The 13,078-nt window shown below is 36.5% G+C and carries 10 protein-coding genes and 1 tRNA gene; 7 read left to right on the top strand and 4 right to left on the bottom strand.

Features of this window, described 5'->3' with window-relative positions; all coding sequences use genetic code 11:
* Positions 1–54: 54 nt before the first annotated feature.
* A complete protein-coding gene (locus tag F0365_RS12745) occupies positions 55–342 on the bottom strand; it encodes a DUF493 family protein (RefSeq protein WP_169934041.1) in 288 nt (95 codons plus the stop codon).
* Between the two features lie 69 nt (positions 343–411).
* Here F0365_RS12745 and F0365_RS12740 point away from each other — a divergent pair, with 69 nt between their 5' ends.
* From F0365_RS12740 to F0365_RS12720, 5 genes are all read left to right on the top strand, one after another.
* Positions 412–939: an AAA family ATPase gene (locus F0365_RS12740; RefSeq protein WP_169934040.1), complete on the top strand. Its 528-nt coding sequence runs from the start codon at positions 412–414 to the stop codon at positions 937–939.
* 2 nt (positions 940–941) lie between these two features.
* Positions 942–2,825: an ATP-dependent DNA helicase RecQ gene (locus F0365_RS12735; RefSeq protein WP_169934039.1), complete on the top strand. Its 1,884-nt coding sequence runs from the start codon at positions 942–944 to the stop codon at positions 2,823–2,825.
* Positions 2,818–3,771, top strand: coding sequence for a methionyl-tRNA formyltransferase (fmt, locus tag F0365_RS12730; RefSeq protein ID WP_169934038.1), 954 nt, complete (start codon positions 2,818–2,820; stop codon positions 3,769–3,771). Before F0365_RS12735 ends, fmt begins: the two co-directional genes overlap by 8 nt.
* A 153-nt stretch (positions 3,772–3,924) precedes the next feature.
* A complete protein-coding gene (locus tag F0365_RS12725) occupies positions 3,925–4,197 on the top strand; it encodes an HU family DNA-binding protein (protein WP_015363467.1) in 273 nt (90 codons plus the stop codon).
* Between the two features lie 164 nt (positions 4,198–4,361).
* Positions 4,362–4,922 carry a YqgE/AlgH family protein gene (locus F0365_RS12720; protein WP_169934037.1) on the top strand — a complete coding sequence of 187 codons (561 nt, stop codon included), beginning with the start codon at positions 4,362–4,364 and terminating at the stop codon, positions 4,920–4,922.
* On the opposite strand, the gene F0365_RS12715 is transcribed toward F0365_RS12720, so the two are convergent.
* On the bottom strand, positions 4,919–5,755 hold the full coding sequence (locus F0365_RS12715; RefSeq protein ID WP_169934036.1) for an aminotransferase class IV: 837 nt from the start codon (positions 5,753–5,755) through the stop codon (positions 4,919–4,921). The genes F0365_RS12720 and F0365_RS12715 overlap by 4 nt on opposite strands.
* A gap of 50 nt (positions 5,756–5,805) precedes the next feature.
* Positions 5,806–6,195, bottom strand: coding sequence for an START-like domain-containing protein (locus tag F0365_RS12710; RefSeq protein ID WP_169934035.1), 390 nt, complete (start codon positions 6,193–6,195; stop codon positions 5,806–5,808).
* A 146-nt stretch (positions 6,196–6,341) separates the two neighbouring features.
* Between F0365_RS12710 and F0365_RS12705 the strand changes: the two genes are divergently transcribed.
* Positions 6,342–6,415: transfer RNA gene (locus F0365_RS12705), tRNA-Met, on the top strand.
* Positions 6,416–6,448: 33 nt separating this feature from the next.
* On the opposite strand, the gene F0365_RS12700 is transcribed toward F0365_RS12705, so the two are convergent.
* Positions 6,449–7,450: a LacI family DNA-binding transcriptional regulator gene (locus F0365_RS12700; protein ID WP_169934034.1), complete on the bottom strand. Its 1,002-nt coding sequence runs from the start codon at positions 7,448–7,450 to the stop codon at positions 6,449–6,451.
* Between the two features lie 267 nt (positions 7,451–7,717).
* On the opposite strand from F0365_RS12700, the gene F0365_RS12695 reads away from it, so the two are divergent.
* A complete protein-coding gene (locus tag F0365_RS12695) occupies positions 7,718–13,075 on the top strand; it encodes a LamG-like jellyroll fold domain-containing protein (protein WP_169934033.1) in 5,358 nt (1,785 codons plus the stop codon).
* Positions 13,076–13,078: the final 3 nt, after the last annotated feature.

Genomic DNA, 13,078 nt, shown 5'->3' with positions numbered 1-13,078 from the left:
GGTATTACTTAATGTGAAGTGTTGCAAAATACACAAAATAGAATAAATAATCTATTAAAGAGAGATAACTCCTTTAACTTTACTGACCTCTTTATATTTAGCGATCACTTTGTCAGGGTTTTTCATGTTTACTAGTATAGAAACACTGGTGTATTTTCCTTTACTGGATTCCTTTGTCGTTATTACCGCTCCTGTATTATCAAAAAGCGTTTCTATCTCTGAGATTTGTGTTCCTTGCGTTGGGACTATGAATTTATACAAATACTTAGAAGGCCATGAACTCGTGTCTGCCAGCTGAATCTTTAGTTTTGCGTAAAACTCTTCTGAATTTTTATTTTCCATACTGTAGATGCAAATATAATTCATCATAGCCTCGATTGCTATTGATAGATTTAGTTATTTTGTACTGTTATGAAAAAAATCAAAAGAATTTTAATCATCGGTGGTCCTGGATCGGGAAAAACTAGTGTTCTAAAGGCTATTGAAAAAAATGGCTTTAACGTACATCATGAAATCTCTAGGGAAGTAACTGCAAAAGCAAAACAGCAAGGCATAGCGCAACTTTTTCTAACCGACCCGTTTGCTTTTAGCAATGAATTGCTTGCTGGTCGTATTTTACAATTCAATAAAGCGACAGAAGGAATCCATTTTTATGACAGAGGTATTCCAGACATTCCTGCCTATCACGTGTTTACAGGGGATGATATTCCAGCAGAATTTATCAAGGCTAGTGAAGAACACCAGTACGATTTAGTCTTCTTTTTACCACCGTGGGAGGAAATATACGAGAGTGACAGTGAACGTTATGAGAGTTATGAGCAAGCAGTAGTTTTAGGAGATATTCTCCATAGCTTTTATAGCAAGTTAGGCTACACTCCTATTCCTATTCCTAAACTTGATGTAGAAAATCGTCTTACTTTTATTAACGATCATTTATAGTATTGATAAATAGATCCTTAAACATATTAAAAACCGTTTATGGTTTTGACCAATTCAGACCTTTACAACAGGAGATTATTTCCAGTGTATTAGAAGGTAGGGATACTCTTGCCTTATTACCTACTGGTGGAGGAAAATCTGTATGTTATCAAATTCCAGGTATACAACTTCCAGGTATCTGCATTGTCATATCTCCGCTGGTTGCTTTGATTAAAGATCAAGTCGACCAACTTAAAAAGCGAAATATCAAAGCGGTAGGAATCACTGGAGGTATTTCTTACCAAGAACTAGATGATGTACTGGATAATTGTATTTATGGAAATTATGATTTTCTGTATTTGAGTCCAGAGCGATTGCAACAAGCGTTAGTTAAGGAACGTATTCTTAAAATGAATGTCAATCTGATCGCTATTGATGAAGCACATTGCATCAGTGAATGGGGCCATGATTTTAGACCTGCCTACCGACAGATCATTACGTTAAAAGAGTTGCATCCTCGAGTTCCTATAATTGCGGTTACAGCGACAGCAACCCAAGCGGTACAAGAAGATATAGTCACCGTCTTGGAACTGGAAGATGCACAAGTATTCAAGTCTAGTTATGAGCGTTCCAACATTCATTACAAAATAGAAAACACTGGAGATAAACGACAAGCACTACGTCATTTTTACACGGTTTATCCCGGTAGCAGTATCACCTATGTAAGAAGTAGAAAGAATGCCGTAGAATTCACTTTACTCCTTCAGCAAGCTCAAATTACTTCAGGATTCTATCACGGTGGCCTTTCTAATAAAATACGAACCCGTACTGCGCAATCCTGGATGAATAATAAAATACAGGTGATGGTAGCTACAAATGCATTTGGTATGGGGATCGATAAGCCAGATGTGCGTAGCGTCGTTCACATGCAATTACCTGACAGCGTTGAGAGTTACTATCAAGAAACTGGAAGAGCCGGTAGGGATGGTGATGACAGTATTGCTTATTTTATTTACAATCGCAATGATATTGAACATGCGTACAATCAGTTTGTGAAATCACAACCTACGGCAGATTATCTCAAATTTATCTATCGCAAATTATCTAATTATTTGAGAATAGCCATAGGTGAAGGAGAAGAGCAAACTCATCCTCTTTCCTTTTCAAAATTTTGCGCCACCTATCAATTAAACGGTATGCAAGCATACAGCGCCCTTAACGCCTTAGACAGATTTAGTGTGATCAGTCTTGCACAAGGTTATCATAGACGTTGTAGTGTCAGCTTTCGCGAAAGCGGAACAAGAATCATTTCCTTTGCCCAAAATAGACCTGTTGTCAATGCAATTATACAGGCCATCTTGCGCACTTATGGAAGCAGTAAAAATCACGTGCTACAAATCAATACAGCTTTGATCGCTACACGAAGTAATACGAGTGAAGAAGAAGTAAATGAAGCACTGCAGTTGCTGCACGATCAAGAATTGATAGAAGCTACTATTACCAATACAGATTTACAAATCACCTATTTAGTTCCTAGAGATGATGATCGTACCATCAATAGATTCTCAAGAGAACTAGAACGACAGAATACGCTGAGGCTTAATAAACTAAAGTCATTAGTACAGCTGGTAACCAATACAACCACTTGTATCAATAGAATGATATTGGAATATTTTGACGAAAAAACTGACACCGATTGTGGCCATTGTAGCAACTGTTTGAGCGCAGTAGTTAGAACTACCTCAGGACAAATTATCACCCTATTACGCAAGCAGCCCTTTGATAGTCAAGAGATCTGTAAAAGAATAAATGAACATAAAGATGTGGTGGTCGCACATCTAAAAACATTATTAGAACAAAAGAAAGTTATTTTAACTAGCCATAATAAATATAAAATCAATGAATAAGTCCTTAAAGATAGTATTCTTCGGTACACCAGAATTTGCCACTGGCGTATTGGATACATTGCAAAAATCACATCATGAAATAGCGGCTGTGGTAACAGCTCCAGACAAACCTGCGGGAAGAGGAAGGAAAATTAATGAGAGTGATGTAAAAAAATATGCTGTAGCACATGATCTTCCCGTTTTGCAACCTAAAAACTTAAAAGCAGACGAATTCTTAAAGGAGCTAGCTTCATTTAAAGCAGATGTGCAGGTTATCGTAGCCTTTAGAATGCTACCAGAAGCCGTATGGAAGATGCCTCCTTTAGGTACATTTAATCTCCACGCAAGCCTATTGCCACAATACAGGGGGGCAGCCCCTATCAATTGGGCAATTATAAATCAAGAAAGAGCAACTGGTGTAACAACATTCTTTATAGATGATAAAATTGACACTGGCGCTATTATCTCCAACAAAGAGACTCCTATTGATCCATTAGAAGACGTAGGAACACTTTATACAAGACTAATGTCTATTGGAGCACAACTGAGTTTGGAAACCGTTAATAGTATCGCTGCGGGCACAGTTACTACCTCCCTACAAAAAGATAATACGGATCTAAAAGAAGCTCCCAAACTCAATAGTGAAAACACATTCATCGATTTTACAAAAAATGCGGTGACAGTTGACGCACTAATAAGAGGATTGTATCCTTATCCAGTAGCAAAAGCTTTTTTATATAATAAAGAGCAAATGGTTGTGAAAATTCACAAAAGTAAAGTCGTTGAAAAACATCACAAAATGAAACCCGGAAGTTTTGTTATAGAAAACGGGGAGATGATTGTTGCCTGTGGTAAAAACATGATACAAATCGAAGAACTCCAATTACCTAATAAAAAACGCATGAAAATAAAAGATCTATTGAATGGATATACGTTTGTTCCAGATGCTAGATTTGACGAGGCTTAAGGAGAAATCTCCTTGAAAGGCTTATAGTTATTAACAATTTATCGGTTTTATGAACAAATTGTTGAGATTTACACTGTAATCCTTGTGTGGTCGCATATTCCGTATAAATTTGTTCAACGTTTTAGTTTAACCAACATTAATTTAAATTCAATTATGAACAAAACAGATTTAATCGAAGGAATGGCAGAGCATGCTGGAATTTCAAAAGCAGCAGCTAAAAAAGCATTAGAATCTTTCTTAGGAAATGTAGAAGGTTCTCTTAAAAAAGGAGATAGAGTATCCTTAGTAGGATTCGGATCTTTCTCAGTTTCTAAAAGAGCTGCTCGTGAAGGTAGAAACCCACAAACTGGTAAGACTATCAAAATTGCTGCAAAAAAAGTTGTAAAATTCAAAGCAGGTAGCGATTTACAAAAAGCTGTAAACTAATTTAGATTAGTTTAAACCATTAGAAGTCCTAACTTAACTCGTTTAAGATTGGGACTTTTTTTATTGCTTTTATCTAAGTATTTTATCTGATCCTTTTGCTATTCTCTTAAAACTAGTGTGATATTCATTAATTTTTACTAAGTTTAAGGTGATAAGAACAGTTTATGAAAAATGTAGCGCCAGAAAAAGGAAGTCTTTTAGTTTCCGAACCTTCCATAATAGGAGACGATTCCTTCTCACGCTCTGTGGTTTTACTTACTGAATTTAATAAAGAAGGTGCTGTAGGTTTCATTCTCAACAAACCCCTAGACTGTACATTAGATCAATTGATACCTGAAATCACTTTACAATTAGAGGTGTACCAAGGCGGTCCAGTAGAAACAGATAACCTTTATTTTCTTCACAATATACCAGATCTTATTCCAGACTCCCACTTAATTGAAGATGGTATTTATTGGGGTGGAGACTTTCATGCAGTAAGTGATTTACTTCGTAAAGGAAAAATTACCGGAGAAGAAATCAAATTCTTTTTAGGGTACTCTGGATGGGAACGCCATCAACTAGAGAATGAGTTAGAATCTAATTCTTGGGTAGTCGTGGAAAACACGGATAGTAAAAACCTTCTATCAAATAATATGCATGATATTTGGAAAAAGAAAATGAAATATTTAGGTGGTGACTACGAGTTATGGTCTAATGCTCCAGAGAACCCTTCTTATAACTAATCAAAAAAGGTGTCATTAAGCAATTCTATCAACTCATTTGCAGTCTCATCAGAGTAACTCTTTTTACGGTATTTAGTAACACTTTGAACACCTCTTATCATATTAGTAACAAAGATTTCATCTGCTCTTTGCAATTCAAAAGGTGTGATGGTTTCCTCTACAAAATTATAGTTGAGCATCTTTTTAAATTGCTTGATAATATGAGTTCTCATAACACCATTCAAACAGCCGTCATCAATAGGTGGCGTTTTGATCTCATCGCCTTTACGTAAAAACACGTTTCCTGAAATAGCCTCGACAACCATCTTATCTTGATTGAGCAATAATAAATCATCATAATCATTTTCGCTAGCATAAATACCTGCAAGAATGTTTACCGCTTTATTAGTGGTCTTTAAAGTGCTTAATAAAGAAGCATAAACAAAATGATCTTTGAACAGATCAACTTCTTTCTTGGACACATTTTCAAAAGCACCCTCCAGACTAGAACAAGAAATCGAGTAGTTCACTGATAAATCATTTGGCGTATATAAACCTCCTGATTTTCTCCAAACACTAATCCTTATCCTGGCATGATTTTTATCTAAACCTTCCTTGTTAAGTAACTGATGAATGCTATCCTCAAGGAATTCTGGAGTGAAAAATTGAGGGATATCCATGCGTAATATACGCATACTTGACATCAACCTAAAATAATGTTCTTCAAAGAGTAATGCTTTACCTTTATAACACCTCAAAGTTTCAAAAACTCCATCACCATAAAAGGTTCCCCTGTTATCGTAAGGGATAACAGCATTCTGTTCTTCTAAAAATTCTCTATTAATTATCACCATAAAAAAAGCCCTGTAATTTCAGGGCTCAAAATTAAATATTAATTAGGGTTTTATCTAGAACCTAGGACTTTTTTTAGTGCTCCTATTTGGTTTTCCCAAAACATTTTTTGTTCTTCTACCTCATCTTCATCATCACCAAAATCTGAAATCATTAAAGAGACATCTTTAGTAATTTCATCTACCTGAATTCTAATTTCAAAATATTTTTTAGTGTCCTCATCATAATCCCATTGAAAACGGGCTCTTTCTCCAGAGACGCGTTTAAGGATTTTTGCTTTCTCTTCCTGTCCATCCCAAATAAATCGGAAATACTCGCCACGACTATTTACATTGTCAGCAAACCATTCTGACATTCCAGATGGCGTTGCAATATGTTGATATAACAAAGTCGGTGATGCTTGAATTGGAAATTCAAGGTCAAATTTGATTGGGTCTTGCATTTAATAAACTTTGACGGCAATATAAGGTTTAATTTCATTCCTGAAAAAAGAAAATTAATCAAAATTAATAATGAGTAAGGTTTGGAATAAAAAAATAAATAGATGTATATTTGCAGCCGCTAAACAACAAAGAATATTACCTAAATGGCGTGGTAGCTCAGTTGGTTAGAGCGCAGCACTCATAATGCTGAGGTCGGCGGATCGTGCCCGCCCCACGCTACAAAGCTCTTACTTTACAGTAAGAGCTTTTTTATTATCTAGTAGTTCCTCTTTTAATTAGTGACGATTTCAAGGTATGTACACGTGTTACCTTTATTTTATCTGTGTTATTAATGAGGTTCAACATCCTGATGAACGCCTTCTTCCCTATTTCTAGAGCCTGTTGATCAATAACAGACATTTTTGGAAAGGAATAATTAGATAAAAGTCCGTCAGAATAACATATAAGCTGTAATTCTTCAGGTATTTTGATATGCAATTCGTGTGCTTTATTTAATGCCAAGACTCCTGCTATTTGATCTAATGCTATAATAGACTGAATACCATCAAATTTTAAAGCCTTTTCTATTTTTCTAGAATATTCCTCTTCGTCAGATGCTGTAATAACTAGGAAGCTTACATCTTCATTCATTTCTACACTGGCTCTAATACCTTTTTCTCTTAATTTGCCGACACTTAATAAACTTATAGTACTGGCCATACAAATAGTTCTATCACCACTTTCTAATAAGAAATCAAAAGCTCTTTGACCAGATTGATAATCATCATTAACTATCTTATCACATTCCAATTCGTCTATGACACGATCAAACATGACTAAAGGAATACCCAAATCTATAAGTTCTTCAAAATGCTTATATTTTTCAACTTGTTGGGTTTCCCTTGCGGCAGCTATTATAAAACCATCAATAGATTCTTTATTTAAAGCAGATAAATAGGCAACTTCTTTATCATAGGATTCATTTGAAAAGCCCGTAATGATTTTAAAATTATTTTCTGTAGCTGCTACTTCCAAACCATTTAAAACCTGTGCAAAAAAGTCATTCCTAATGTCTGGAATTATCACAACTATAGTTTTATTTGTCTTTAAGGACGTTTGTGAAAACTTATAGCCTAACTCCCTTGCAGCCTCGATTATCTTAAGCTTTGTATCGCTGTTAATTTCTTCACTGTTATTTAAGGCTTTTGAAATAGTCGAAATCGAATAATTCAACAAATCTGCCAGTTGTTTTAGGGTTACTTTCTCTTTTTTCATGCTTCAATTGCTAGCATAGGAAATATAAGGGTATTCTTGAACACTGACAACTGATTTTATTAATTAACATATGTTAAAAATGATGCTAATACGTATAAAATAATCGTTTAAAAACATATATATATTTTTAAAATATTCTCCTAAAACGGTAAATATTCCATGAAATGCATAATAACAACGTTGTTCGGCGATTATATTGTTAAAATACCTTTTTTGACGATGAACGACCTTTATATTCGTGTACCTGAACAAATAATAAAAAGGCTCATGAAAAAAACTACTCTTTCCCACCATTGGAAAATGATAATGTTCACATTTGTTGCATTATATTCCTTTTCGAGCATCGCACAAACTAGTCAAGTTAATTTAGATATAAGTTGGCCGTCTTATTCTGGTGAAAACTATATTTTAATCTATAACCCCTCTGGAACTGAGATAGCTCGATATTGTAATCCTGCTCAGTGTTATACTGGATCTGCGGTTGCCTATTACGCTACTATTGATTTAGGTTGTTTACCAGACGGTAACAACTATAGAGCTAGATTATATGATAGCCCAAACGATGGCTGGGATAGCGGTGGTACCGCTACTATAACTTCAGGAGGAAACGTAGTCCTTAGTACTGGTTTAAACAGTGGTCAAAGTGGCGACTATTTTAACTTTAATGTATATGGCGGTGGCTGTGGTGCTGCTGCGCCAGAAGTGGCTGTTTTAGGAAATGGAGTTATTATTTCTGATAACGACACCACTCCTAGTAGTGCTGATGCTACTAATCTTGGTACAGCCGACGGAACTACAAGTATTGCAGTCACCTACACTATAGAGAATACGGGAACTGCAAATTTAGATCTTACAGGTACTCCTATTAATATAACTGGAACAAACGCTGGAGACTTTAGCATTACCGATCAACCTGCCGCAACTATTGCTCCTGGAAGTTCAGATACCTTTACCGTAGAATTTTCACGTGCTACTACTGGGACCAGTAATGCTGTGATTAGTTTTACTTCAAATGATGCAGATGAGACGAACTATAATTTTGATATTACGGCGGTTTCGGCTGGATCAATATCTACCTTATACTTTGAAAATTTTGATGGTGGCGCTTCTGGATGGAGTCCTTCCACAACAGGCGGTTTTCAATTTAGTTTGGGAACTGTAACTAACGAAAAAGGAGAAGGAGACTATTGGTATACTAATAACTGGAACAATTATCCAGCCAATGCATCTGCAACGGTGACCAGTCCTATCATTTCTACCTTAGGATATACCGACCTTAAGTTTTATATAGATTTTAGAACCAATACCAATGATAATAAAGATGGTATGAGAGTTCAATACAGTGATGACGGCGGTAGTACTTGGATCACCTTAGGTTCTGATACTTCTGGTGTAAATTGGTATAATTCTACAGACGTAGATGGATTTGCTAACAATGCCGATGCATGGACCGGAGACAACTCCAATTTAACTGCATCCCTAAGTAGGTTTGAAGAAGCTACACATGTCTTACCTAACTCTACTGAAAACAATGCCAACCTAAGATTGCGAATTGCTTTTGCCAGCAATGGGTCAACTCCTACAGATGATGGTGCTTTATTTGACAACATTATTATCACTGGTAGAAAAATAATCCCTGATAATGCTCCTGATGGACCAGCTGATGTAAATGATAATTTGACACTTTGGTTGAGATCTCAAGATATTCCATCCACTGATGGAACATTATTGCCATTGTGGGAAGATCAAGCACTAGATAACGATGCTTTTGAAATACCTGCAAATGCTCCTGTATATGCTAATAATACGACTAACAATATCAACTTTAACGCAACTGTTGCTTTTGATAGATCTCAACAACAACACTTAAGAGGTAAAGGAGGTTATAACTCTAACGATTACTGGATTGTTGTACGTAGTACGATAGATATGACGGGACAACTAGCAGGTGAAACCATGCTTCTAGCTGCAAAATGCGCTCCTGTCAACCCAGCAAAAGACCCTTCTGGATTAGGTTGGGGCCCCGTATCAGTAAGATTTGATGACGAAGTTATTTCGCATAGTGTTGGTACTGTTTCTGAAACAAACCCAGCAGATGGTAGTTATGGAAGATCATTCTCTAACGCTACTAGAACATTTGATGATGTACACATCCTCAATGTGAAAAATAACCCAGCAAACAATCAAACAGAAATCTATTTAAACGGACGTAAAATTGATAACCAAACGGGTATGACCCAAATCTCTAGAGAAACCTTAAACTTTTATGGCTTTACCAACAAACCTTTTTATATAGGTGCCGGACGTTACCAATTGAACGGGTTACCATTTGAAACTCACTTGAACGGAGAAATAACCGAAGTTTTTAGTTATAGAGATAGAAAATCTAATTTAGTACAACAAAGAATATATTCTTATCTGGCTATCAAAAACGGAGTGTCATTACACAATCCTACAAGTACTTTAGATGATCATAGGGCTGATTGGGATTACCTTGATTCTGACGACAATACAGTGTGGAACTATTCCGCTAACACAAACTTCAACTTTGACGTTGCAGCAATAGGACGTGATGATAAATCAGAATTAGTTCAAAAACAATCTAAAAGTGAAAACTCAACGAGTATAGTAGCTGTAGGTTTAGATCGCGTGGAAGACTTAGGAACGCAAAACGCGCAGAGCTTTGATAATGATAAAGACTTTTTATTCTGGGGTCATAATGGACAAGACCTCAATGCCAGCAGCACAATTATAAATCACGATGTTGGTATTTCAAATGCCGTATTGACAAACATCACAAGAATGAACCGTGTATGGAAGATGGAAGAGCAAACCCCTACTGACATAGCAACTACCGAGCTTAGAGTAGCTACCACTGATTTTGCTGGTCTACCAGCCTTAACAGTAAATAGAAAATATGTTCTTATGATAGCAGATGATGAGAACTTTACTACCGGACTGGAAACAAGATTCTTCGTTAACGATGGAATATATGAAAGAGCTTCTTACAACTTTGATGGAATTAAGTATTTCACTCTTGCTGTCTCTGATGTGATGTTTGATGATAGAAGTGTCGCTTTTGACGGTGTAGATGATCACATCATCGTAGATAATCCTCAAGGCTTGGGAAGTACTTTTTCTGCAAGTGCGTGGATTTTAAGTGAAGGTGCAAACAGTGCCAATACAGAAAGAACCATCGTTGCAAAAAGAGCAAATGGTAATGGATACCAGCTGTCTCTTAGAAATGACAATCGGATAACACTAAGATGGAATGGTAGCTCTTTAGAAGAAATGGTTTCTAATACAGCTTTAAGTGATGGCGTATGGAGACATATAGGTTTCTCTTATGACGGCAGTACTGCAAAAATCTATATTGATGGTGTTCTGGACATTGAAGCTACGCTCTCTGCTCCTCTTCCTGATGGAAACTTATTAGGAATAGGTGCTAGAATAGACGAAGATGAAATGGCTTACGACCTTTTCCATGGAGAAATTGATGAAATCAGAATGTGGGATATGGCTTTAACTGAAAATCAAATCAGATTCATCATGAACCAAGAGCTGATGGAAAACGCCAACCTTGTCTCTGGTAAAACCATTCCAAGTACGATTACTAAAAATGAACTAGCTGGATTGAACTGGACGACCTTATCTGCTTATTACAGTATGAACAGTTTTATTGGAACTTCTTTAAATGACGAATCTGTTAATGAAGGCTATGGTAGAATGGCAAATGAGAACTACTTTGAATTAAGAACTCAAACCGCTCCGTTACCATATAAATCCTTAGGTACCGGCGACTGGGAAAATTCTTCTAGTTGGGAAAATGGTTCTGTGCTATACACGCCAGGAAGTACTCGTGTCATTAATGGAGTTGTTGAAAATATAGACTGGAACATCGTAAAAACTAACAATGAAGTTACTATTGCAAATTCAGATATAACCTTACTAGGCTTATTTGTAGAAAGTAACGAAATGAATGTAGATAACGATCACGGACTTACCATTACTCATGTTCTGGATCTTCAAGGTTCCATTGATCTTAAGGGAGAATCTCAATTAATTCAAACTACAGACAGTGATTTGTTAAGTACCACAACTGGATTTATAGAAAGAGATCAACAAGGAACAGGTATCACATATGACTATAATTATTGGTCTTCTCCGGTAAGTATTACTAATAATAACAATGATAATAACGGTTTTTCCCTAGCTGACGCTCTCAAAGATGGAACTCTAGTAAATAATCCTAGAGATTTAAACTGGACGCCTACAAGTGTGAGAAATGGTACAGCAGGAGATGCTGCTACCGCGGCTACTATATCTGGAAGATGGTTGTACAAATATGGAAACTTAACTAGTGGCACATATGCTAACTGGCAGTATACAGGTCCCACAGGAGTTATGAATGCTGGTGAAGGATTTACAATGAAAGGAACTGGTGCAACTGGAGAACAAAACTATGTTTTTGTAGGGAAACCTAACAATGGAGCTATTGATCTCCCTATCAATGCAGGAAACGATTACTTAATTGGTAATCCATACCCAAGCGCTTTAGATGCTCATGAATTTATTACAGATAACCCTAACCTAGACGGTACCTTATATTTTTGGGAACATTGGGGTGGTAATACTCATATCCTTGCTAGCTATCAAGGTGGCTATGCGATGTACAACTTCTCTGGTGGTGTGGCTAATGCAACTTTAGGAACTTCTAGTCCAGACGTTAACCAAGGAGGAATTGCTACCAAACGTCCAGAACGTTTTGTGCCGGTTGCACAAGGATTCTTTGTTACTGGAATTACAAATGGTACGATCAGATTTAGAAACGATCAACGACAGTTTGTAACAGAATCTTCTGGAAACAGCCTTTTTGTGTCTGCTCCAGGAACTGATGCTGGAAGCAATGCGTATGCAGACTATAACAGCTTTAATGATCCAAGACCTAAAATCAGATTGGGATTTGATAGTCCTAGTACCATACACAGACAACTATTATTGACTATTGACCCCAATGCAAGTAGGAACTATGACCATGCTTTTGACGGTGTTCAAATCGACGAACAAATGGAAGATATGGCATTCATTTTAGGAAATAAAAATCTAACCATTCAAGGAATAGATGCTATGAACTCAAACATTGAATTGCCGTTAATGGTAAAATTACAAGCAGAAGGTAACATGACCATCAAATTAGATGAGATTAAAAATATAGAACCAACGCAGCAAATCTTCCTTAAAGATGCTGTCTTAGGAACTTATACAGATTTGATGAGTGGTCACTACACAAGCCCTAGATTAGTTGCTGGAACCAACTCAACACGTTATTCTATTGTGTTCAATGACCCTTCTACTTTGAGTAATGAAGATGTGACACTAGTAGAAAGCGATTTAGTGGTCTACACTCCTAACGGTATGCATACTTTAAACATAAAGAAAGGACAGAACATCACTATGGAATCCATCGGGCTTACTAACATGTTAGGACAGCAGGTTCAAACTTGGGATGTTAGAGATCAAGGCGGAATCATCTCGGTGAGTACTCAAAATATAGCCAGCGGTAACTACATTATGGTTATGGACACTAATTACGGTATGCAGTCCCGAAAAGTGATTATTAAGTAAAAC

The sequence above is a fragment of the Nonlabens sp. Ci31 genome (assembly GCF_012974865.1).
Taxonomy (GTDB): domain Bacteria; phylum Bacteroidota; class Bacteroidia; order Flavobacteriales; family Flavobacteriaceae; genus Nonlabens.
Note: the sequence above shows the minus strand (reverse complement) of the source record. Positions and strands in the feature narration are given on the sequence as shown.